Origin of the sequence: Leptospira koniambonensis, from assembly GCF_004769555.1 — a bacterium.
In the GTDB taxonomy this organism is placed as follows: Bacteria; Spirochaetota; Leptospiria; order Leptospirales; family Leptospiraceae; genus Leptospira_B; species Leptospira_B koniambonensis.
This window is the reverse complement of the sequence record NZ_RQFY01000004.1, coordinates 967,791-990,501: the sequence shown is the minus strand read 5'-3', so window position 1 is coordinate 990,501 and position 22,711 is coordinate 967,791. Positions and strand designations below refer to the sequence as shown.

Genomic DNA, 22,711 nt, shown 5'->3' with positions numbered 1-22,711 from the left:
ATTATCTATATAACGACTGTCAATTCAAGATAGAACGATTTGTTAAACGAATCGGGCGAATTTTATAATATAGAATATGCTTGTTTGATTAGAGATTTAGGATCAAGTCCTGCAACGTACCAAACTTCCATCCTTGCGGAAGAAGATCTTCATTTCCATTCCCTTCTCTGGAGCCTGGGCATGATAATCCAATTTGCATTCTGATTCTGAAGGAGAGAAAGGATTTCTAGGAAGTTTTTCCTTAGGGCACCAGAATCTTTCCTTTTCGGAGCTATATAATTTCCAATCGGAAGGATATAGAGGATGAATCCCTGCATCTAAAAAGATATTTCTGGAAAGTTCCTGAGGCTGGTAAGGACTCCCTCCTCCATGAACTCCTACGAACATATCCACTCTATCATCTCGGATATACAGAGGAGATCCAGTATCGTTTAGGCAGAAGTACCCGTCATGGTACTTCCCATTCTGCATTTTGATCTTCTTCTCTTTGATCTTAGAAATAAAAGCGAGTGTACCGATCACTTTGGATTTATTGCAGGAAGAAATTCTGGACCCAATCTTTTCACATAGATCCTTAAAACTCACAGCTAAGGTGCGATATGGAAATACTTGGTAATTATATCCAGCACCCCAACCCCATTCCAGATCATAGAGTTCGTATTTTCCTTCTCCGGCGAAATGGTATTTCTTCCCATCTTTTGCGATCCCGGAACCTTCCCAACGTACTTGTTCTAAGAATGTAGCAGATGCTCGGCCAATTTCTTTTCCAGAAGGAGAATAAGCGGCCACTTCTGTTCCGGGAAATGCTTCCTCCAATGCTAAATGATAATACGTAGGATAATAGGCTCCTAGACTCGTTGGTTGGAATTCCGACAAACGTTCCAGGTCATCATTGGAGAGAAATCTTTCTAGAGGCTTAGGAGAATGATCCAGAGACGTCTGCATGGGTCGAAACGCATGTTGGTATGCCAGAGGTTTCAAATTGCTCCTTGGATAGATGCAGGACTCTTTAGAGCGACGTATCTTAGAAGTTTCTGACTTGGTGAATGGATCTTCTAAAATGACTGCTTCCCCGTGAAATACACGGATGCCATGTTCCTTTTCAGGAAACTTACATTCACAACCTTCCGGAGAGTTGATGCAGAGTACTTTTGCATAAACTGGAGGAGTGTTTTGGCTGTATAGGGAGGTGGAGAAGAGTAGAAGGTAGAGTAATATCCCGCTCCCAAGAGGGAGCGGGACCAGTTTTTTTAGAAAAAAGAGCAATTAGATATTGCTCTCTCCTTCGCTGGAACCGCCAGTTGGGAACAGGCTTGGTGCAGGCGTAGGTTCTGGGGTCGCAACTGGAGCAGCAGGACGAGGCGCCGGTTTCTTTGGAGCAGTCTTTTTCTTAACTACTTTCTTTTTAGGCGCAGACTTCTTCTTAACTGCTTTCTTCTTAGTGGCCTTAACGACCTTTTTTTTCGCTACTTTCTTCTTTGCCGCTTTCTTCTTAGGTGCGACTTTTTTCTTTGCTTTCTTCTTAGCTACCATGGTATAGATACTCCTTGTATCTGGGGAATCTTTCCGTTATTCCTAGAGTAAATTTCCACTCGTAAGACTTAGAGCAAAAAGAGTAAAACCTTTTTTCATTTTATTTCATTAAAGCAATGTAAAACATTTCATAATGATTCATTTCTATCTTAAGTTGTGCTGAATGAGTATCCTAGATCGGTAAAACTCTCTTCAGGAGAACGTAGTCGATGGCTAATTAAGAAGGTTTTGACTAAACCTTTTCCTTTCACCTTGATCTCTCCTCTTTCTGTTAACGCAAAATCGGTTTTAATTAGTTCAGCAGTGGATTCTGTGACCTGAATTTCTCCCGGAACACCATGAGATTCCATACGACTAGCAAGATTTACTGCATCTCCCCATATATCGTAGATGAATTTTTTAGTTCCGATGACTCCTGCGACTACTGGACCAGTATTAATTCCTATCCTCATACGCAGTTTAGTACCCATTTTCTTGAGTTTGAATTTAGAAAGAAGTTCCTTCATGTCCCAAGCCATGTGAGCTACAAGCAAAGGATGTGCTTCATTCGGTAAAGGAAGGCCTCCTACAGCCATATACGCATCTCCGATGGTCTTGATCTTCTCCAAACCGTACTTTTCTGCCAGAATATCGAAATGAGAAAATACTTCGTTTAAGATGCGTACTACGGACTCAGGCTTCATCACTGCAGAAATTTTAGTGAAACCAACAATATCTGCAAAAAGTATAGAAACATTCGGATAACTATCTGCGATGAGTCCTGCGTTTGACTTCAATTCCTGTGCAATAGAGTCAGGAAGAATGTTCAGTAGCAATTTTTCCGCCTTATCCTGCTCGATACGCACCTTCTCATAAGCTTCTTCGATCTCTATTCTTGCTTTTTCATTATCTGCAAGCGTAGAACGTACTGTTCCGAGAACCAAATTGTAACGTTCTGCAATTTGACCCACTTCAGTGAATGGTTCTACAGGAACATCTACTGCCAGATCCCCAGTCTTTCTTTGATAATCCATCGCTAAGAATAGATCAATGAGCTCAGTAGTTGCCTTATGTTCTGAAATATTCAGGCCCATTCTCTCTTCGTCCCCATCCACCCGAAGAGGGAAAAATTTATTAATCAGGTAGAAGATCAGTAAAGAAAGTCCGAATGCAAATCCTCCCACGGCAACGATCCCAAGAACTTGGGTAAGAAGAAGAGAAGTCCTGGTAACATTATGCCCGATCAGATCCAGATTACCAAAAATTCCTACGGCAATGGTTCCCCAAATTCCTCCGATTAAATGGACCGGGATTGCCCCCACTGCATCATCTATCTTGAGTTTTTCTAAAAGTTTTTCTGTAGGAAGAACAAATGAGCCAGCGATACTTCCGATGATCGCTGATTGAACCGGAGTAAAACAATCTGCTCCTGCAGTGATTGCAACTAGTCCAGCCAAGGATCCATTCAAAGGTGCAGTTGCTTCTGGAAAACCTTTGATCAACCAAGCTGCCAACATCGCAACCATGAGAGAAAATCCAGAAGAGATGATCGTGTTTAGAATAATACCTGGAACTTTTTCGTTAAAACCCAGAGTACTTCCCCCATTGAATCCCATCCATCCGAACCAAAGAAGAATTCCACCTAACATCGCCATTGGCAAATTACTTCCGGTTACAGTTTTAGGTGGTTCATTCTCTGGAAATCTTCCTATCCTTGCTCCCACGACAAGAAGAAGTGAAAGTGATACCCAACCACCAACACTATGAACCAAAGTGGAACCAGCGAAATCATGAAATCCTCTCGCGGCTAACCAGCCATGATTCTCTTCTGTTAAACTTCCTCCCCAACACCAATGACCTGCGATTGGATAGATCACTCCTGAGATAAGAGCCGTAGCAAATAAATAAGAATGGAATTTTAATCTTTCTGCAACTGCTCCTGAAACAATCGTTGCAGAAGTTCCGCAAAAAACTAATTGGAATAAGAAGAAGGTGGGAGGCCAAGCCTTACCTTCTGGAAACACAGGAGCAAATAAAGAAGTTCCTATAAGACCATTCCAAGTCACTCCGAACATGAGTCCGAATCCGAATGTGTAAAAAAGAAGAGTAGCAACTCCGAAGTCCGCCACATTCTTGATCGCAACGTTAATGGAGTTTTTGGCTCTAGTAAGTCCGGACTCTAATACAAGGAAACCACCTTGCATGATTAGCACTAGTCCCGAACATACCAAGACCCAAAGTATATCTAATAAGCTCTTTTCTAAGATCATAGAAAAGGTTCCCCCGAATGATTCCTGATATATGTTTCGCTTATCAATTTAAATTATCGGAATCATTTTATTCTAATCTAACAAGAGGCAAGCGGTAAACCTGATATGAATGTAACAAAGAAGATGATAATTACTCAAGAAACCAGTCACCTAATTGAGTGAGTTCTAGGTTCTAAAGAGGACATGGCTCCTTCTTCAAACCCTGAAACTTCCTATAATTGGAGAGAAAATTGATTTTTTTGGGAGAACAGCGTTTATTTCGAACGTAACGACCGTTCTACAAAGTCTGATAGATAACGGCTAAAGCAGGGGCTTCGGAGGAGAAAAAAGCCTTTCCCTCTTAAAAGCCTGTTTTAAACAAGGACTTAACTCTATAAAAACCGAGATGTTGGTATAATTCCATGAGGGAAATCAAAACCGTAACCGTTCTTGGCGCAAATGGGACAATGGGCGCCGGATCCGCAGCTATCGTAGCAGCCTTCGGCAAAGCGAAAGTCCATATGTTGGCTCGTGACGTAAACAAGGCTAAAGAAGGGATCGAAAAAGCAATTTCTTCCATCAAAACGGACACTATTCGTCCTAGATTAATTCCTGGTTCTTATGACCAAGACCTGGAAAAAGCAGTCTCCGAATCCGATTGGGTTTTCGAGCTTGTTGCAGAAAGTTATGAAGTAAAAGAACCGATTAACAAAAGGATCGCGAAAGCTCGTAGACCGGGCACTATCGTATCTACTGTTTCTTCTGGTCTTTCTATCGCTCGTCTAGCAGATGCTTTTGACGAAGACGGTAAAAAACATTATTACGGAACTCACTTCTTCAACCCTCCGTATAAAATGATCCTTTGTGAATTAGTAACTCACGCAGGAAACGATAAGAAAGTTACCAAAAAACTAGGTGAGTATCTGGATAAAACTCTGGGACGCGCTGTAGTTTATACGAATGATACTCCAGCATTCGCAGGTAACAGGATCGGATTCCAGTTGATCAATGAAGCTGCTCTCAAAGCAGAAGAATATTCCGACAAAGGTGGTATCGCACTTATCGACGCAATCATGAGTGGATACACTGGAAGAGCAATGGCTCCTCTAGACACTGCTGACTTCGTTGGTTTAGATGTTCACAAAGCAATCGTAGACAACCTCTATGAGATGACTAAAGATGCTGCACATTCTACATTCAAACTTCCTGGTTATTTCCAAAAGTTAATCGATAAAGGTGACTTAGGAAGAAAGTCCGGACAAGGTCTTTATAAAATGACCAAAACTCCTGATGGTAAAAAGGAAAAATTGTATTATGATATCAAAGGTGACCTGTATGTTCCGGTCCCTAAATTTGATATTCCTTTTATCAAAGAAGCAAACCGCAGGATCGGCGAGGCTGATTATATCGGCGCAATGAATATAGTAAAAGAAGCGAAAGGTCTGGAAGCAGATATCGCTCGTTACTTTATCGCTCGTTACGTAAGCTACTCTCTTTCCATCGTGGGAGAAGTTGTAGATACTAAAGAAATGAGTGATCTTGCAATGGGAACCGGATTTAACTGGGCTCCTGCATCTGCATTTGTAGACTTCTTAGGCGGACCTAAGGAAGCAATCAGTCTAATCACTAAAGCAAAACTTCCTGTTCCGGAAGTATTGGCAAAAGCGAAAGCGGGAAAACCTTTCTATCAATTGAAAGATATTTTAGACGCTCGTTCTCTTTTTAAAGGATAATAAGGGAGGAAAGATTACATGAAAGATGCAGTTTACGTACTCGGCGGAGAGCAAACAGACTTCCAACGTAACTGGACTAAAGAAGGAAAAACCTTCATGTCCTTGTTCAGGGAAGCCGTTCAAGACGGACTAGAAAAAGTTGGTCTTACTCCTGACGAAATCAAAAAGTTAAACAAACAAAATCGTATCGGAGTTTTCGTAGGAAACTTTGACGGGGAACAATATGCAGTCCAAGGACATTTGGGCGCTTTCTTAACTGAAGTTGACCCTTGTTTCTTCGGAGTTCCAGGAGCTCGTTATGAGGCAGCTTGTGCTTCCGGCTCTGTTGCGATTGATGCTGCTCAAACCAAACTTCGCTCTAAAGATTATGATGTAGCGATCGTTGTTGGTATGGAGATCATGAAAACAGTTTCTTCTTCCGTTGGAGGAGACTTCTTAGGAACAGCAGCATATTACGAAAAAGAAGCTAAGGGAGTTCAATTCCCATTCCCTAAACTTTTCGGAAAACTCGCAGACGTTCTATTAGAGCGTTATAAGTTAGATGAAAAACGTTATATGGGAGCTCTTGCGGAAATTTCTAGAATTAATTACGCAAACGCAAAACGTAACCCTAAAGCTCAAACTCGCTCTTGGTTCATGAACAATGAACACGCAAATTCAAGGGGTGGTGAGTTCAATATGGCAGTGGGTGGACGCCTTGCAATCACCGACTGTTCTCAGGTAACTGATGGCGCTGCGTTAGTAGTTCTTGCTAACAAAAATTACGCAGAAGAATTCGCTAAGAAAAAAGGAACTAAACTTTCTGCTTATCCTAAGATCAAAGGATGGGGACACAGAGTTGCTCCAATCACCTTCGAAGCAAAAGTTGCTGAATCTAAAGGTGACAAATGGGTTCTTCCTTGGACTCGTCAAACCGTTAAGGATGCATTCGATCGTTCTGGTTTGAATACGAAGGACATCGATGTTTTCGAAACTCACGACTGTTTCACTTCTTCTGAGTATGCAGCGATCTCTGCTTTCGGGATCACTCAACCTGGTAAAGAACACGAAGCAATCGAAGACGGAGTGATCGACTTCCACGGTAAAAAACCAATCAACCCTTCCGGTGGACTTATCGGAGCGGGACACCCTGTTGGAGCTTCCGGTGTTAGAATGATGTTAGACATCTACAAACAAGTTACTGGAACTGCAGGTGATTACCAAGTAGAAGGCGCTAAAAATGGACTGATGCTCAATATCGGAGGATCAGCAACCACCAATTACGTGTTCGTAGTCGGAAAATAAATTCTTTCTACAAAAAAGAATGGAAAAGCCCGGTATCCCCGGGCTTTTCGTTTATATGGGTTTACGCACAGCGAAAGATTGGAATCAATTCTTACTTAGGTTTTTCGTAGCTCTTGGAATTTGGGAAGTAGCCTCTGTTTCCCTTCGAACTTTATTATTCTCTACATTCTATTTTGATCCAAACTTAAAGGACTTCTTCGTTCCAATGTCACAAGTATTTTGGATCGGACCTATTGTTGCTGACATCTTAGAAGTATTCTTCATTGGAATATTAGCATCTCTTGTTAGACCTGCGTTACCTTATGGTCTTTTAGGCGGATTACTAACTGGGATTTGTTTTTCAATCGCTGCTTTTGTAGCTCCTGCTTTAGCAATCTCTCAATTTACTGGTGCCTTTCCGGTAAAACTGATCTGGCTTTGGGTATTCTACCAATCCGTTCTAAGTATATTAGCTTCTTTCGTTTTCACATTCACAAGCGAAGAAGATTAACTGATCCCAAATCCATTCCTAATTTTTAGAACTTCATTCTAAATCTAAAAACCCTGGGAGTAAATTGTGCCCAACTTGGGTCCAATTTTTAAAAGGGAAGCCCCTTTCACTTTTGTATGAAAACGATCCTTTGGTTTCTAATCTCACTGTTTACTTTCGGAAACCTTTCCGCAGGTCCAAAAGATCAAAACGAGATCCAAAACATTCCACTTTATTCCTTGGATCTAGAAAGAAAAACATTATACCAAGAACTTGGTAAAGTCCCTGACGAAGATTTGGTCATTCTGAATTTCACAAGTTCTGATTGCCCTCCTTGCAAAGAAGAAGTCCCGAATCTATTAGAATATTCTAAAAAATGGAACGGTTCTCATCCAAAAACAAAACTACATCTTTGGATCGTTTTTGTAGGAGATGATCCTAGTTCTGTGTCTAAATTAGCGAATGAGTTAGGAATTAAAAAACAAGCTTCCTTATACTTTGATAGCTTGCAAACTAGCATGAGAATTTTAGAATTCCCAGGAACTCCTACAACCATCGTGGTCCAAAAGAAAAACGTAATATTCAAAGAATTCGGATACACCAAAGAAAACTGGTCCAAAATGATTTCCGTTCTGGAAAATAGGAGATAATCCTTTGGGAAAGATTTTTGTGAAGTCGCCGGTTCGATTGTTAACTAACTCTAATGTGAATGTTGATCGGCAGTCGTGCAATGTTGGAATTCCAACAAAAGGCGCTTTTTTAAAAATTGCTTGTGTTCTTTTACTTTTCCTTCTCTCCAGCTCAGGACTTTTCTCGAAAGAAAGCTCGGTCCAGAAAATATATATCCATAAACTCAAATTAGAAAATGGAGTCCCAAAATTTTTAGAAAGCAGGTTTAGGAACGGGATCATCAATTCTATATTAAAAAATTTTGAAGGAAAATATAATATAGCCGACGATGATTCTTTGGCAGCACTTCTCAAACAAGTTGAGTTAAACCAAAAGTTAAATTGCAGCGACGAGATCTGTATGAAACAAATCGCAGATGCAATCGATGCTGATGAATTAATTTCAGGTACTATCTTTCCTTCGAATAAGGGTTATAAGATCAATTTAAGGTCTCAAAAAAGAGATTCGGTTGCACTAACTTATACAATCAAAACTTCTTTCGATCTGGAATTTCCGGAATACCAAATAGATTATTATTCTTCTGAAGCAGGACGCAAATTAATCGATCCAAGATATGCGATCAATTTTGCAGCCGCATTTCCTGGAGTAGTGGAGAAGGTAGAATTTCCAAGCTTTAAGGTCCAGGACGACAAAACTGGAGAGATCAATGTTCTAAATTTTAGAATAGAGGATCAAAGTGCTAAAAGTTTTATAGAAACTATCAGGCCAAAACTTTCCAAGGCAGATGATCTTGTGAAAGAAAAACTCTATGAGAAATCCATTCCAGAATATGTGGATACTTTGAACGCTTTAGAACAAAGGCTTTCAGACAGATCTAAAACGGAGATGTCAGATTATTTAAAAAATATCCGAGGCAAAATATCTAATTCCTATTTTCTAATATATAAAGATAAATTTTCCGAAATGGACTTATCTGCTCAGAAAGGTGGAGAAGTCTCTTTTCTGCAAAAATTAACTGAGCAATATAAGGATCTTAAAAAAGAATATACTACCAAAACTCCTTCTTCTTTTAGATTGGCTGAATTTGAAAAGGCATTAGATGATCGGATCGAAAAACTAAATTTTCTGATCTTTGGTCTGGAAGAGAAAGAAGGAGACAGGCTTTATGCAGATTTTGATTTCACAGGTGCTATCTTAAATTATAGAGCGGTTCGAAGTGAGCTTATCAAATTAAGATCCGGACCGGAATCTTCTGCATTAAAATCAAGAGTAGAAAGAAAGATTCTAACCTCCGAAACTACAGGAAGATCCTATCTACAAAGTAAACTTTCAGGATCATATCAGAATTTAGAAAAATCATTTTTGGCAGAAGCCTTAGAGTCAGATCCAGATCGTAAGAAAAATTATATAGAAAAGATAGGAGAAGGTTTCAAACAGATCCTGGAAATTTTAGCAAGATCCGAATTCGTTTCAGAAGAACAGATCAAGTATTTCAACCATTTCAGAAATAAGGCAGCGCCTCAGGTTGGTAAAAATTTATTCGATCAGGAAAGAGCAGACCTTCTTCTTCATGAAGGAATTGATAAAAAATCCAGAACACAAGTGGATACATGCATCAAGCTAGGAGCCAATCCAAATTCTATCCATTCAGATTCAGGCAAAAATGCGGCACAAAGATTAGCAGAAAGTGATACGATACTGATTAGTCCTGACTCTTTAAAAATTTTGAGGAGTTCTATCAGAACAGAGCCAAGTTTGGATCCAGATTTTTTCGAATCTGTTCGCCAGAGAAAGATAGATGATATCAATCGATTTGTGCTAAGAGGTTCAGATCCAAATACAAAAGATTATTTAGACAATACTCCTCTACATAAGTCAGCAGGGTTTGGATACTATGAAGTATCTTCCTTTCTTTTACAAATAGGAGCGGAGTTAAATTCCAAAAACGGAGAAGGAGAAACTCCACTACATAGAGCAGTACTTCATGGTTTTTATGAGTTATGCGCTCTGTTTTTAAGATCAGGAGCTGATCCAAATGCAACTCGAAATGATGGGATGACTCCTTTACATCTAGCTGTTCAATTTCCTGATATCACAAGATTACTTTTGCAAAGAGGATCTGATCTAAACATGAAGAATGATGAGGGTTGGACACCTGTTCATAAAGCTGCAGAAAGTGGAGATCCGGAATCTTTAAAACTTTTGATCCAAGCAGGTGCGAGAGTGAACGAAAAAGATAATATTGGTTGGACTCCTATGGACTGGGCGGTCCAAAAGAATCGTTACGAAAATCCGAATATAGTTAAGATCTTAAAAAAAGCAGGAGCAGAATGCCAGGTTAACTGCGTTGAATAACCTGATATTAGTTTCTACATTTCTCTTCTTAAACTGAACTCTTAAGTCCTCGTAAGAATTCTTCTTGTTCTCTAGATTCAATCGCTCTTTCAGTTCGCACTTTTCTTACTGTTCTAATCGCCTGATCAGGAGTGTACCCCAATTTCAAAATTAAATAAGCTGCTGCGACTGTGCCCGATCTACCCAAACCACCAACACAATGTATAAGTATATTTTTTCGTTCTGATAAACTCTTATCCATCTGATCAAGCAATCTTTCTAAAGATGAACGATCCGGAATTCTTTGGTCTAGAATAGGAAAGAAAATCGGATCTAACCCATTCTGCGAATAAACAGATTTTAATTCTGGAACCCCATACTCTACATATTCATTCGGAGTCAAAAGAGAAATAACAGTATTCATTCCTTCTTCTTTTAAAGCTTGGATATCTTCAGCAAGATCTCGGTCTCGGTCCCTTCTGCCAGGAAGAATAGTAAGCCCAAGTTTTCCCTTAGTTTCTCCCAGATCTAGTTTATCTATTCTGAGTCGTTTAGAAGAAAGTATAAAATTTTTCACTCTTTGAGCGCAGATACAACCGGTATATAGAGCCCAAATTTTTTGTAGTTCGGAAGATTCATCAAAAGTTAAAGTATGCATCGCATATCTCAAAAGAGAAACATAGACTTGATATGGATCTCGATCGAAACGAATTAAATTTGGATAAAAAGATCTTAATCTACAAATAGTTCTATAAGCTTTACGGATTTTTTCAGAACTAAAACGATTTTCATCTTCTTCTTTAAGAGGAACTCCTAAATCTGCTTGAGACAAGATCAGGTCGGACAAAACAAACGCTTCCTCTAATTCAGATTCCTGTATCTTAGTAAATATATAGAGTACATCGTTTTCTAATTTTACTAAATCTCGGATCACATGCCCTCGATGTGTGTGAAAAAAATCTATCAACCATACGTTTTTTTGTGGATCGATGATAATGTTCATGCCGTTTAAATCCCCATGTATATAAGATATATAATGAGGAACAGATCCATATTCTTTTAGTTTCTGAAGATCCTTTTCGTAAAAATTACATACGTTAAATACTTTCTTCCCGTAAGGAAGTTCTATCGTTTCTTCGTTAGCTGGCTTTGATAAAAGTTTCTCTACTCTTCTTCTTATTCCTGAAGAATATTTTGGATTAAAATCATAATATTCAAGTAGATTCAATTTTTCTGGTTCGGCAGCGTCATACAAACGACCGAGTTGTTTTTGGAAAACAGTCTCTATGATCGGGAACAATTCAGAATCTTTATCCGTATTTTCAAACATGTCTTGAAAGACTTGAGTTTTGCCATCCAACATCGCTGCGTATCTATATTTAATAGCACCTCTGTTTCCAATTTCAGCAAAATCCACAATCTTAGGAGCATTATTTCCTAAAACCTCCTCAATCCTCTCGAAAGAAGTTCTTTCTTTTGCAATTGGATCCCTTTCACCAATTTTGATTACTGTCGGAACTTGAGAATGTCCAAGCTGATCTATACTTTTGGCTCTTAGTACTACGTTTCCAGAAAAGCCTCCATCCAAACATTGAAAAGAAACAGAACGACAATCTCTAAAAAGGTAATATAGAATGTTTCGATCTTCTTCTTGTAAGTTTAAAGTTTCATTAAATTCAAATTTTACAGACTCTTCACGAAATGAGTGGTGTGAAATCACTGGAACTGATCCAGTTAAGAATTCGGAAAAAGTCCCTAAAGAAGAATACACTTTTAATCCCAAAAGGCTTTTTAGCTGATCGAGAGAAACATAATGCATATGCCTGGAAGAACTCGCAGTCAATGCGCTGCAGATCCCAATTCTAAACTTAGGATATCTTGTTTTTAATTCGTAGGCTAAAAAGGAAATTTTTGCCTCAGTCCAAACTCCAGTTAATCCTACATTGATTTCCTTATCAGCAAATGGAGATAAAACTTCTTCCAGATTTGTTCTATAAAAATCATTCAGGCCAGAAGCATTTACTATTTTAGTATTCCTTGAAGATCTTTCTGCAAGATTCTTAAAAACAAAATCGGAACCGTGAGATCCTTGGATACAATGAGCTCCGAACTGATCTAAATGTTCTTTTTGGTTTGGATCATTTGCATGATGCCAATCGCGAATATGAATAATTTCTAAATTACTCTCAGGTTCGGAATACGCCCATTCCATAAAAGAAAGCACCGGTCCTTCTTCCGGATTTTCCCCCATAAGTCGAAGTGCTTCCCCATAACCCACATGCAATAAATTTGGGACAGGATCATACTTTTGGATGGGCTCTACAAAATCATTTTGTAAACACTGAGTGATTAAAATTCCTTTTTGCACTTTTATCCTAATTCGGAAAATTCTTCCGAACTGCGTCCTTAGAAAGATTTCCTTCCTTATCAGTTCTGATCAATAATGCATCTATATAGACAGCGGGCTTTCCTTTTGTATATGCCTCTATGATAAATCCATCTGGAACATTTAAGATACGATGAGCCAAATAAAGTCTTTTGGTTTGTTTTTTCTCCCAAAGTTTTTTTCCATCGGAAGAAAATTTTACCAGACGTAACGGACCTTCTCCATCTGCAGAAAGTGCCATAAAATCTCTTTCGGGAGTTTCTATGATATCGGCCAGAAATCCAAGTCCTTCTATCTTCTGAACTGTTTCCGAGATTACATCTCCATTTTGGTTTAACTTCATAAGCCAGGTCTGAGTATTTCTTGGACTTGGGGTTACTGCTCCAGCAAGAAGAAGGTTTCCATCAGAAACAGGAATGATCCTGGATGCCCACTCTTCTATGCCTGATTTACCATATTGCTTTTTCCAAACCGATTTTCCATCTTCGTCTATCCTATGCAAGATCACATCTTTTTGAGATTCTTTTCCGGATTGGATGCTTGTATTCTCTGCAAGTAAGACTCCTCCATCAGAAAATCCTAAACTAGTTTCCGGGAAGTTTTTGATATCTTTTAGTTGTTTTACAAACTTCAGATCACCGTCTTTAGAAAAACGAACAAACAAATATGCGGTTTCGATCGTACTGGAAATTGTAGTCTTATTACCTTCTACCGTTTCTTTTTCGATACGAGATTGAACAGAAACAATTGCAGTCCATTTTCCGTTAGAAAGTTCATGTAGATGGTAAACTCCTACATCTGTTTCTCCGCAGAAAGAATCACAAAAATCTTTTGGCAAAAGATATTTATCCCAAACCAGTTTACCATCTGTATCGTATTTCATAAATACGAGTTGTTTCTTTTCGACAGAACCCATAGTTCCAATCGTCACAAATCCGCCGTCCGAAGTTTCTCTGGAAAGTTTAGAATATACACTTTCATGATTCAAAACGAATTGAGTGTATCCTCCAAGATCAACCGGCTTGCCAGTGAACAAGTATCTCCACCAAACCGGATTTCCATTCCCATCTATCTTAGTTGCCCATGCGTTAGAATATTTTCTTTTTTCTGCGAGAGAATTTGTATCAAGTCTGCTGCAATCGTTTGCTGATCCGATGATAACAGAACTCCCATCTTTTAATATCACGAAGCTACCAGGCAGATCTTCGGGACAATCTTTAGCAGACATTCCGCTGTATTGTTCTCCTCCTACAATTGTCTGCCAAAGATTTGCTGATTGAGACCATACAGGAAAAGAGAAAAAGGATAATAAAATTGTTAAGAAGAGGTATCGTTTCATCGGGCCATCCAAAAGGAAGCAAACGATGGAGAATTTTTAGATTTTGTAAAGAATTTATTGCTGCTGTGAGAATTCCAACGTATCCCCCAGGTTACAGATCAACTTAAGATTCAGGAATACTTTTGGAATATTCTTCCGGACTTTTACCCACCATTCTTTTGAAATCTTTTATAAAATGTGCCTGGTCAAAATACCCGAGCTCCAATGCTAACTCGACCCAATCAGTGTCTTTGGTAATCCTATCTAAGATCTCGAACATTCGATAACGATTGATTACCCATTTAGGACTGACTCCAACGTATTGATTAAATATTCTTTGCAAAGATCGTTTATTCATTCCAGAAAGTTTGACCATATCTTCTACTTTCAAGATAGATCTATCGTTAGAAACTTTTTCGGTTAACTCGTTGATCCAAGTAATCGTTTCGTCTTCCTCGGGAAGTCTTTTATATAAAAAGTTTTCTGCAAATTGAACGAGATCAGATTCAGACTCTAATTCAAATACTTCTCTTTCTAAAGGTTCTGTTGGAGTTCCAAAAACTTTCTCGATTAGAATTGTTTTATCAGTGATTTCAGAAACTGATCGTTTATAAAACGGGTAGAATGCGCCGGGCTTAAATTTGATCCCGAATACACGACCTTCTCCTTCTAACCTTTGCGCGAATCTTCCGCTAACCACTCCAAAAATTTTGGTATTCTCTTTTTCAAAAACCAAATGAACAGAAGGATGAGGAAGGTTTTCTTGTACCATTGCTCCTGCTTCTCTCATGTCCCATCGAACAGACCAATAATGTTCTACGAAAAAACTTAAACCATGAGATGGAGCACTTCTGGTTAAACTCCAATTCTCTCCTGCAATGGATTTGATGATCCCTCTAGGTTTGTTTAAGTCTGTTTTCAAGATGCGACCCTGGATTTATTTCTTCCAAATTCTCCTCGTTTGTCGCGTTTTTACAATCTTTTTGTTTAGTGCTCTGCTATTCTTCTTCCTACAAATTGAGAAGAAGATCAAACGGATCGAACTTGGGAGACAATATGGAAATCAAATCTGAAATTTATATAGCAGCTAAACCGGAACTAGTTTGGAATATTTTAGTTTCTAAAGAAGAAAGTAGCAAAATTTTCCATGGATGTGGAATCGAATCTGATTTCAAAACAGGAAGTAATTACGCATACGTTGGTCCCGGACTTTCAGGAGATAAAACAGTTCATGTAGAAGGAAAAATTTTAGAAATTGTTCCGAATAAAATTCTATCTATGACTCTCTTAGTAGGTTCTGTATATGGAGAACATTATAAAAACTTTGAATCCAGAACAGTTTATACTTTGGAACCTTATGGTAAATTGACCAGATTGAAATTAGTGAACGATCAAATCAAAGAAGGAGATCCTTCTTATGAGCGTTCTGCAGATGGAGGATGGGCGAGAGTTTTATCTTCTATTAAAAGTTTAGCAGAAACAGGAAAACCTTTGGAGCTTCCCATGGGAGAAGATTGATAATCTAAGTTTGAGAAAGGATTATAAATGGAGAATTCAATCCGCTTTATCGAAGTTGGATTTGAATATCTCCAAGTCCTCTTCCAAAATTTTACGGATCCAATCTGGGATCGGAATTGAAGTTTTGTTCCTATGATCATAAGATACTTGGACTGTTTTTGCCTTAGTAAAAATATCCTTGGTCTCACTATGGCGGATCAAAGATGTAAAATCCCAAGATTTATTTCCTATTTTAGAAACACAGGTCCAAACTTCTATCGGGTGAAATAGTTCGACAGCTTTGAACATATCGACTTCCATTCTCGCAAGTAAGAACGGAACATCATAAATATCTTTTGTATTAAACTTTTTGGAGCAATAATCCACTCTTCCTATTTCAAAATAGGACATATATCTCGCATTATTTACATGAGCGAAGGGATCCAAATCGTTCCATCTGGTCTGGATCGGAGTGATAATCATATTAGAATTGTTTTAAGAATCTTAGATTGCCTGAATGCAAATAACGGATATCATGTATTCCGTATTTCATCATTACCAATCTATCAAGTCCAAGTCCGAATGCAAATCCAGTCCATTCTTTAGGATCTAAACCATTCAGTTTGAAAACGTTCGGGTGAACCAAACCACAAGGCATTAGTTCCAACCAACCGGATTGTTTACATACGGAACAACCGCTTCCTCCGCAAACCTGACAGTTGATATCCAACTCGAATGCTGGTTCTACGAATGGGAAAAATCCAGGTCTAAGTCTGGTTTTTACTTCCTTCTCAAAAACTTTGGAAAGTAGGACTTCCATCGTGTAGAGCATATTTCCTGCGGAGATATCTTTCCCTACAACCATACCTTCAATTTGATAGAAAGAAGTTTCGTGAGAAGCGTCCACTTCTTCATAACGGAATACGCGGCCAGGTCCAATGATCTTGAAAGGAGGTTTCAATTTTCTTAATGCACGAACTTGGATCGCGGATGTATGTGTGCGGAGAAGGTTTCCGTTTTCTAAATAGAAAGTATCCTGCATATCTCTAGCAGGGTGATCGTCTGTAAAATTTAAGGCACCGAAATTATTAAAATCAGTTTCTACTTCTGGTCCATCCCAGATCTCAAAACCCATCGAAGTGAAAATGTCTTCGATCTCATATTGTATTTTTGTAATAGGATGTAATGTACCTGGCTCAGTTTCTCCCAAAGGACGAAGAACATCGAACCATTCTTTTTCGGATTGTTCTTTAAAACCTTTGGTCTTTAGATTTTCTCTGGTCTTGGAAACGATATCTTCTAAACTTTTAGAAAGATCATTTGCTTTTTGGCCTACAGTTTTCTTTTCTTCGATAGAAAGAGAAGCAAGGTTCTTAAGTACTGAGGTAAGTTTACCTTTTTTGCCCAGATACTCGTTCTTATTTTTGTCTAGATCCGCTTCATCGACGGAAGTTCCGATCAAACGATTTGCTTCTTCAAAAATTTTGTCTAATTCTTCCGATAGATTCATTTTCTAGATCCGACCAATTCCTTCAATGAAGGATAAATTCCGCCGAAAGCCCCATTGGACATGGCTAGGATCAGGATTTTATCCTTCTCGAATTGGGGAAGGATTTTCCGAACTTTCTGGACCAGATCCTTAGGATCCTTGCAGTAAAATGGAAGGGTACCAGAATGTTTTGGAAGTTTCAGGATCAGCTTTTTCACGTCCAAACGGCTATCTTTAGAGACTTTTTTCAGATTATAAATTTCGGTAATCATGGTCACAGCCGAACCCTTAAACGCAAAAGAGTATTCCTTTTGGAAAATGTTTCGGTGAGAAGTGGCACTTCTTGGTTCGAATAAGCTGATAATTTTAAAACCTGGAAATCTCTGCTTAACTGAGCGGATAGTCTCTTCTACCGCAACAGGATGATGGGCAAAATCCTCGATCAGGATACTTTTCGTAGAGTCGAATAATATCTCTTGCCTTCGTTTTACACCAGGGAAGGATTCCAAGGCATCCAAAAGTTTTTCTTTAGCCTTAGGAACATTCTCTTTTTTTAATATTTCTTCGCAGACTCTGAGAGCAACTTCTGCGTTTCTATAATTATGATTTCCGAAAAATCCTGGGCGGAGAAGTCTTTCTCCAGAGTATAATTCTCCTTTCTTCCAAGTGAGAATTGAATCCTTTTTGTTAAATTCGAATGCTTCTGATTTTATAAATTTGGAAACTTCTCCACAAATCCTTTTTAGATTAGAAGCGCCTGCCCAGTAATACACTTTTCCATTCCCAGGCACAAGCCTGAGCAATCTGGAGAACATTGTTTCGATCTCGCCAATATCCTTAAAAATATCTGCATGATCAAAATCTAATGCATTCAATACTGCATACGTAGGTCTATAATGTAAAAACTTAGATGCTTTGTCGAAGAATGCAGTATCGTATTCATCTCCTTCGATTACGAAATAATTTCCGTTTGTAAATTCGAAACCGGGAAATCCGTCCTTCCGAATTCCTCCCACGAATAATCCTGGATTCAATCCAGTCTCTTTCAGTAAGTGATGTATTAAGAATGTGGTCGTGGTTTTTCCATGAGTTCCTGCGACAACAACGACTTTTTTTCCTGCGAGAATGTATTTTTCTAAAGCAGCGGACATGGAAACATATTCCAATCCTGAATTTAGGACTTCTTCTACCTCTGGATTTCCTCTGGAGATAGCGTTTCCGACTACAATTAGATCTTTGCCTTTAACTCTTTCTGCATCAAATCCTTCTGAGTAAGGGATCCCCCACTCTTTCAATTTATCAGACATTGGAGGATATACTCCAGCATCAGAGCCGGAAACTTCATGACCTAAACTTCTTAACATAGAAGCCAGGTTTCCCATTGCGATCCCGCCTATCCCTATTAGATGGATTTTCAATTTAATAATGTCCTAATGATATTATAGATGAATACAAAGACTAAAGAAATACTTAAAAGATATGCACTTCCGAAAAGAAAAAATATTAGAATTTCTTTAGAGTATAGACCACTGACTCGTTTCATTCCAATATAAGAAAGATAGACAGAATACAAAAATGCAATTCCTATCAGTCCTAAATTGATCGGGCCTGGTAAGATCCAAAATACAGAAGAAGCAGAGAATGCTAAAAATGCCAGAGTCAGAACATCCGCTGCGGGATAATTTTCCCCTTTTGTGCGATCTACTTTTCTATAAAAAACTCGGACAACATCATACTGTGAAACTACCAAAAGTAAAACAGGATAGATGATAAGAGATGTGATCACCCCGGAGAATGGATTAAAATCCACCTCATCTCCAAAGACCAAATCTAAAATAATTTTAATCAGGTTACCTGCAATCTTAGAAATTGGAGCAAGCACCCATAGCGCATAATGTAATCTTAATAATTCTTTTCTGCCTAATGAAGCATTTCTAAGATACAGATCAAAGGCTTCCGTAGGAGCTTTGAAAATTTTCTCTAAGAGTGAAAGTTTGGACTTTTCTACTTCAGTGAGTTCTGAGTTCGAAGTGATCAAAAACATTATTTTTTCCGAGAAGTATTTCTTGGTTTATCCTTAGCAGGTTTTACAATCGCCTTTGCATCTTTAATTGTTTTTGCCGCTGCTTGGATTTGAGTAAATGCATTCGCTATTACATAAACCGGAGGTTCTTTAAAATTAGAATTCATAATTCGGATAACAGGAGTTAATTTTTTATCCCCTATAGTTGTTTCCTTATGAAAACGGTATACGATCTCGTTCCCGTCGGAAATCAAAACTTTCACGCTCGCTAAAGAAAATTCAGACTTCTCCGCACCAGGAGCTAAAATATTTCCTATACCAAAACCAGCACCATTCTCATCATCTGGAAAAGTATCTACCTTTAAGCCTGTCATGAATCTATATAGATCTTCTCCAAACTTTGGTTCTAATAAGATAATCTCTCCTGAAAGTCTGCGCCAAAAATTCTTTTTGGTGCTATTGGATTCGTACGGAGTATTATCGATACGGATAGAAGTCCCATTCTCATCTATATAAGAAATTTCTTTTACATATTCCTTATTCAATGTCAGGAGACTTTTCTGACGGAAGTCTTGAGGACCTTTTTGGAATCTATCAAATAGATAGGAAGAAGAGGTTAGAATATTACGGATCTGTCCTTCGTGCAAGATCACTCTGGTAGAACCTAAAGAATGTTTTTTTCCGATCCTAAGAGTTTTAACAGTATTACCGGAATAGAAAACTAACTTAGGAGAATCTTCTCCGAGCTGTAAGGATTCTTTAATTTGAATTCCTTCTATAATTTCTTCCGTTCCTTTTACTCTAAAAGTCCCGAAATCTCTGACTGTGTTTTCAGAATTATAACCGCCTTCGTACTCTATATCTTTTCCGGTTTCAGTATCTTTGTTTAATACTGTGAAAAATTTTTCTCCTTTCTTGATCCCTTCTTTCACGTAGATTGTAAAGGGCTTAGAATAAAATTTATCTCCGGTTCTTTCTACCCATTGTTCGCTGGGAGGATAGTATTCGATACGATCTAAAGAAAGTTTCCAGTATTCAATCTCTGTTACATCTTCTTTAGTTTTTTCTAATAAGAAGAAGGCCAGAAATAGTAAAACAACTACTGCACCGAGAAGATAGAGTTTATTTCGCATCTTTCTGTCCGGCCTTTTTGCGTTTGATCACATAGATAGAGCCAAGACCAGCAATGAGTCCAGGGAATAAGAACATTCCCAAGATCCAAACTGCTCTTTTCTGTCCGTCTGTTAAAGAAACGGTCTCAATCTCTTCTTTTTTAGGAGCGATTGCGGGGAGACTAATGTCTTGGTACATCCAAGTTACGGAGGCTCCAGCTAATTCGTAGTTCGCTTCATATGGAATATATTGGTTCGTGATCCAAGAAGTTCCTGAATAGATCACGATCCTTCCTTCATCTTCTGATTTTGTTTCAGGCAAGGTAGTAGGAGGTGAATTCGGATCTGCAGGCGGAATGACAGGAGCAGCCGATTTGGTTTTTAATACCAAAGCGATCGGAAGATTTTTTTTCTCTTCTTCCTTCTCTTGTTTTCCATTTCCATTCTTATCTATATAAACATCTCCGCCAGTTTCTAAAAGAATAGAAGCATCTAACTTTGCATCAGCAGGATTTGAAGAAGGTTTCTGCTCGAAATATCCACCGTAAGGAAATACGATACCTGTATCTTTTTTAGAAAGTGACTCTTCGATCGCATGATCTCTAAATGCTTTTGTAAGGATCAAGCCAGGGGCCCTACCTGGGCTTTGGGAAAGATTTCCTTTTGAGAAAGAATATCCAGCTGCTTCTAAGAGCCAATCGAAGCTTTCTCCGCCTCTTTGTTCAATCGTAATGAAAAGTTTTCCCTTCTTCTTAAAAACAAAATCTAAGATAGAAGCTCTTGCTTCAGGGGAGAATGGAACAGTAGGTCCAGCGATGACTAAAAATTCTGCATCGTCCGGGATCTTAGAAGGCCAATTGTTTTGGAAACCAATCCCAGTAGATTTAAAATTCAAAAAGGATAATGCGTCTGTAAAACGGACCAATTTTTCGTTCGGAAGATTTTGGAATGTTTGAGAATATCTTTCTCCATTCGCTTCTGTGAAATAAACCTTTCTTTCTTTAGTGGTAACATTCATAAAAGCCTGGACCAATCTTCTTTCCAAATCTTCTAATTCAGATTTGTCTTTTACTCCGACCTTTTGCTCAGGATACGGCCCCGCTATTGCACCAGCTTTACGATAACGTATCAAAATATTACCATTAGAGACTTGTCCAAATTCTGCGACCTCGTCCAATTCAACATCTGCGTTGATAAACTTTACTTTGAATCCAGGATGAATAGAAATCATCTGGCTAAGGAAAATTTCAAGATCTGGACGGATCCTTTTGAGAGCGAGAGAAGAACTTCCATCCGCATTTCTTGCAGTGCTATCCAGAGGGCGTGGATAGAAGGCAATTACGTCTACTTCCGCCCCTTCTGGAATTTCTTTTAAGATCTTTTTAGCTTCGATGGAGAAGGAATGAACTCCCTTGGAGCTTAGATCGAAATTATGATTTCTCATTACGGAAATATAATTTGCTAATATTAAAATAAGAAGAAGTATCCCTGTTCCAAGGAAAAAGTCCCGAACAAGGCTTTGTTTTCTTCCTTTAAGACTGGATTGGTTCTCAAAAGAACTTCTTTCCCATTCTCTCAATATTCCTAAGAATACACTTCCTAATACAAAAAGAACTAAGAAGACTAAAAGGAATTCTCTGAAGTTCGAGATCCAAACAGGAGCGGTCCCGCCTTTTTGCAAAGAAAGATCTTCTAGATAAACTCTAAGGAAATAAATCCCCAGAGATATAATCCCGAGTCCGGAAGAAATGAGTAAGTTGATTTCTTTATCTTCTTTTTTGGAACCTATATAAGATAAAAATCCGGATCCAGCAATTACAGAAAGAACGATAATTGAAGTCGCCCATCTTAGCCCTGCGCTCGAAAAAGATTCATAAACAGGAAAGAAGAGTAGTAAAAATACAATAGATGCCCAGGAAAGAATTCTGGAAATTAGATTTGATTTCATCCTCTCCATCTCCTAGATTCCAAAACTTTTACGGTCAGATACAAAAAAAAGATCGTTCCGCTGATAAAGAAAACAGTACTGCTCAAAGGGAGCACTCCTTTCGAAAAACTAATAAAGTGAGTGAATATATGCAAGTGGAACAAAACACTTCGAGTAGCAGCATCGAATAAATGGGAGAAGTATCCGATTACCCATAGAGTTAACAAGATCGCGATTGAGATCAAAAGAGAGATCATTTGATTTTTTCCCAAACTGGATCCGAACAAGCCTACTGCAAAAGTGAATAACCCGAGTAAAAACACTCCAATAGTTCCGGAAGCAACTATGTATAAAGGAGCTTTCCAGAAGAAATAAAGGAATAGAGGAAAGAGTCCATCCACTGCGATAGAGATAATCGCGCACACAAATGTTCCGAATAAAAACTTACCTACTACAATCTCCATATCTGAGATCGGTGAAGTAAATAGGAACTCCAACGTTCCTCTGTTTTTTTCTTCAGTGATAGAGCCCATTGCAACGATCAACATAGCGATCAACATTGTGCTCATAAAAGAGATGAAGGTGATGATTGTGGTTTCAGTATAATTTGTTCCTGAGTTAAAATTCAGGATCAATACGAATAATGAATTTAAGAACGCAGTTCCGCCTAAAACCAAAGGAGCCAAATAGGTACCAAAAAAAACCCTGACTTCTTTCCAGAAGATCCATTTAATATTTCGAAACATGA

General features: G+C 38.5%; 19 protein-coding genes. 6 read left to right on the top strand and 13 right to left on the bottom strand.

Annotation, left to right across the window (positions count from 1 at the left end; translation table 11 throughout):
- Window positions 1–102 precede the first annotated feature (102 nt).
- The 3 genes from EHQ52_RS08605 to amt form a co-directional block, all read right to left on the bottom strand.
- On the bottom strand, window positions 103–1,266 hold the full coding sequence (locus EHQ52_RS08605) for an RlpA-like double-psi beta-barrel domain-containing protein (RefSeq protein ID WP_135614782.1): 1,164 nt from the start codon (window positions 1,264–1,266) through the stop codon (window positions 103–105).
- Window positions 1,267–1,533 carry a hypothetical protein gene (locus EHQ52_RS20170; protein WP_208653464.1) on the bottom strand — a complete coding sequence of 89 codons (267 nt, stop codon included), beginning with the start codon at window positions 1,531–1,533 and terminating at the stop codon, window positions 1,267–1,269.
- 149 nt (window positions 1,534–1,682) lie between these two features.
- On the bottom strand, window positions 1,683–3,782 hold the full coding sequence (amt, locus tag EHQ52_RS08595; RefSeq protein ID WP_135614781.1) for an ammonium transporter: 2,100 nt from the start codon (window positions 3,780–3,782) through the stop codon (window positions 1,683–1,685).
- Between the two features lie 401 nt (window positions 3,783–4,183).
- On the opposite strand from amt, the gene EHQ52_RS08590 reads away from it, so the two are divergent.
- The 5 genes from EHQ52_RS08590 to EHQ52_RS08570 all read left to right on the top strand — a co-directional run bounded on the left by EHQ52_RS08590 (window position 4,184) and on the right by EHQ52_RS08570 (window position 10,232).
- Window positions 4,184–5,494, top strand: coding sequence for a 3-hydroxyacyl-CoA dehydrogenase family protein (locus EHQ52_RS08590; protein ID WP_135614780.1), 1,311 nt, complete (start codon window positions 4,184–4,186; stop codon window positions 5,492–5,494).
- 18 nt (window positions 5,495–5,512) lie between these two features.
- Window positions 5,513–6,778, top strand: coding sequence for an acetyl-CoA acetyltransferase (locus EHQ52_RS08585; RefSeq protein WP_135614779.1), 1,266 nt, complete (start codon window positions 5,513–5,515; stop codon window positions 6,776–6,778).
- A 55-nt stretch (window positions 6,779–6,833) separates the two neighbouring features.
- Window positions 6,834–7,268, top strand: coding sequence for a hypothetical protein (locus EHQ52_RS08580; RefSeq protein WP_208653503.1), 435 nt, complete (start codon window positions 6,834–6,836; stop codon window positions 7,266–7,268).
- 116 nt (window positions 7,269–7,384) lie between these two features.
- Window positions 7,385–7,897, top strand: coding sequence for a TlpA family protein disulfide reductase (locus EHQ52_RS08575; protein WP_135614777.1), 513 nt, complete (start codon window positions 7,385–7,387; stop codon window positions 7,895–7,897).
- Between the two features lie 4 nt (window positions 7,898–7,901).
- Window positions 7,902–10,232: an ankyrin repeat domain-containing protein gene (locus EHQ52_RS08570; RefSeq protein ID WP_244244826.1), complete on the top strand. Its 2,331-nt coding sequence runs from the start codon at window positions 7,902–7,904 to the stop codon at window positions 10,230–10,232.
- A gap of 28 nt (window positions 10,233–10,260) precedes the next feature.
- Here the strand turns inward: EHQ52_RS08570 and EHQ52_RS08565 are convergent, their stop codons facing one another.
- The 3 genes from EHQ52_RS08565 to EHQ52_RS08555 form a co-directional block, all read right to left on the bottom strand.
- A complete protein-coding gene (locus EHQ52_RS08565; RefSeq protein ID WP_208653463.1) occupies window positions 10,261–12,579 on the bottom strand; it encodes a phosphatase domain-containing protein in 2,319 nt (772 codons plus the stop codon).
- A 7-nt stretch (window positions 12,580–12,586) separates the two neighbouring features.
- Window positions 12,587–13,936 carry a hypothetical protein gene (locus EHQ52_RS08560; RefSeq protein ID WP_135614776.1) on the bottom strand — a complete coding sequence of 450 codons (1,350 nt, stop codon included), beginning with the start codon at window positions 13,934–13,936 and terminating at the stop codon, window positions 12,587–12,589.
- A 103-nt stretch (window positions 13,937–14,039) separates the two neighbouring features.
- Window positions 14,040–14,837, bottom strand: coding sequence for a helix-turn-helix domain-containing protein (locus tag EHQ52_RS08555; RefSeq protein ID WP_135614775.1), 798 nt, complete (start codon window positions 14,835–14,837; stop codon window positions 14,040–14,042).
- A gap of 134 nt (window positions 14,838–14,971) precedes the next feature.
- On the opposite strand from EHQ52_RS08555, the gene EHQ52_RS08550 reads away from it, so the two are divergent.
- Window positions 14,972–15,433, top strand: a complete 462-nt coding sequence (locus EHQ52_RS08550; RefSeq protein ID WP_244244825.1) for an SRPBCC domain-containing protein — start codon at window positions 14,972–14,974, stop codon at window positions 15,431–15,433.
- 36 nt (window positions 15,434–15,469) lie between these two features.
- Here EHQ52_RS08550 and EHQ52_RS08545 read toward each other — a convergent pair whose 3' ends face one another.
- Genes EHQ52_RS08545 through EHQ52_RS08515 form a run of 7 tightly spaced genes read right to left on the bottom strand, consistent with a single transcriptional unit; the run spans window position 15,470 to window position 22,709 of the window.
- Window positions 15,470–15,895 (bottom strand): acyl-CoA thioesterase, encoded by a 426-nt coding sequence (locus EHQ52_RS08545; protein WP_135614774.1) that lies wholly within the window; start codon window positions 15,893–15,895, stop codon window positions 15,470–15,472.
- A gap of 1 nt (window position 15,896) precedes the next feature.
- Window positions 15,897–16,922 carry a phenylalanine--tRNA ligase subunit alpha gene (gene pheS / locus EHQ52_RS08540; RefSeq protein WP_135614773.1) on the bottom strand — a complete coding sequence of 342 codons (1,026 nt, stop codon included), beginning with the start codon at window positions 16,920–16,922 and terminating at the stop codon, window positions 15,897–15,899.
- Complete coding sequence (locus tag EHQ52_RS08535; RefSeq protein WP_135614772.1) at window positions 16,919–18,319, bottom strand: UDP-N-acetylmuramate--L-alanine ligase; 1,401 nt, start codon at window positions 18,317–18,319, stop codon at window positions 16,919–16,921. Before EHQ52_RS08535 ends, pheS begins: the two co-directional genes overlap by 4 nt.
- Window positions 18,316–18,945, bottom strand: coding sequence for a hypothetical protein (locus EHQ52_RS08530; RefSeq protein ID WP_135614771.1), 630 nt, complete (start codon window positions 18,943–18,945; stop codon window positions 18,316–18,318). The genes EHQ52_RS08535 and EHQ52_RS08530 overlap by 4 nt, the downstream gene beginning before the upstream one ends.
- Window positions 18,945–20,057: a DUF4340 domain-containing protein gene (locus tag EHQ52_RS08525; protein ID WP_135614770.1), complete on the bottom strand. Its 1,113-nt coding sequence runs from the start codon at window positions 20,055–20,057 to the stop codon at window positions 18,945–18,947. Before EHQ52_RS08525 ends, EHQ52_RS08530 begins: the two co-directional genes overlap by 1 nt.
- Window positions 20,047–21,984, bottom strand: a complete 1,938-nt coding sequence (locus tag EHQ52_RS08520; RefSeq protein WP_135614769.1) for a motility-associated ABC transporter substrate-binding family protein — start codon at window positions 21,982–21,984, stop codon at window positions 20,047–20,049. The genes EHQ52_RS08525 and EHQ52_RS08520 overlap by 11 nt, the downstream gene beginning before the upstream one ends.
- Window positions 21,981–22,709 (bottom strand): ABC transporter permease, encoded by a 729-nt coding sequence (locus EHQ52_RS08515; RefSeq protein ID WP_135614768.1) that lies wholly within the window; start codon window positions 22,707–22,709, stop codon window positions 21,981–21,983. The genes EHQ52_RS08520 and EHQ52_RS08515 overlap by 4 nt, the downstream gene beginning before the upstream one ends.
- Window positions 22,710–22,711: the final 2 nt, after the last annotated feature.

Excerpts from the sequence above, each read along its gene's own strand:
- EHQ52_RS20170 (WP_208653464.1), bottom strand. The coding sequence starts at position 1,533 with ATGGTAGCTAAGAAGAAAGCAAAGAAAAAAGTCGCACCTAAGAAGAAA.
- amt (WP_135614781.1), bottom strand. The coding sequence starts at position 3,782 with ATGATCTTAGAAAAGAGCTTATTAGATATACTTTGGGTCTTGGTATGT.
- EHQ52_RS08590 (WP_135614780.1), top strand. The coding sequence starts at position 4,184 with ATGAGGGAAATCAAAACCGTAACCGTTCTTGGCGCAAATGGGACAATG.
- EHQ52_RS08585 (WP_135614779.1), top strand. The coding sequence starts at position 5,513 with ATGAAAGATGCAGTTTACGTACTCGGCGGAGAGCAAACAGACTTCCAA.
- EHQ52_RS08580 (WP_208653503.1), top strand. The coding sequence starts at position 6,834 with ATGGGTTTACGCACAGCGAAAGATTGGAATCAATTCTTACTTAGGTTT.
- EHQ52_RS08575 (WP_135614777.1), top strand. The coding sequence starts at position 7,385 with ATGAAAACGATCCTTTGGTTTCTAATCTCACTGTTTACTTTCGGAAAC.
- EHQ52_RS08560 (WP_135614776.1), bottom strand. The coding sequence starts at position 13,936 with ATGAAACGATACCTCTTCTTAACAATTTTATTATCCTTTTTCTCTTTT.
- EHQ52_RS08550 (WP_244244825.1), top strand. The coding sequence starts at position 14,972 with ATGGAAATCAAATCTGAAATTTATATAGCAGCTAAACCGGAACTAGTT.
- EHQ52_RS08545 (WP_135614774.1), bottom strand. The coding sequence starts at position 15,895 with ATGATTATCACTCCGATCCAGACCAGATGGAACGATTTGGATCCCTTC.
- pheS (WP_135614773.1), bottom strand. The coding sequence starts at position 16,922 with ATGAATCTATCGGAAGAATTAGACAAAATTTTTGAAGAAGCAAATCGT.
- EHQ52_RS08530 (WP_135614771.1), bottom strand. The coding sequence starts at position 18,945 with ATGTTTTTGATCACTTCGAACTCAGAACTCACTGAAGTAGAAAAGTCC.
- EHQ52_RS08525 (WP_135614770.1), bottom strand. The coding sequence starts at position 20,057 with ATGCGAAATAAACTCTATCTTCTCGGTGCAGTAGTTGTTTTACTATTT.
- EHQ52_RS08520 (WP_135614769.1), bottom strand. The coding sequence starts at position 21,984 with ATGAAATCAAATCTAATTTCCAGAATTCTTTCCTGGGCATCTATTGTA.
- EHQ52_RS08515 (WP_135614768.1), bottom strand. The coding sequence starts at position 22,709 with ATGTTTCGAAATATTAAATGGATCTTCTGGAAAGAAGTCAGGGTTTTT.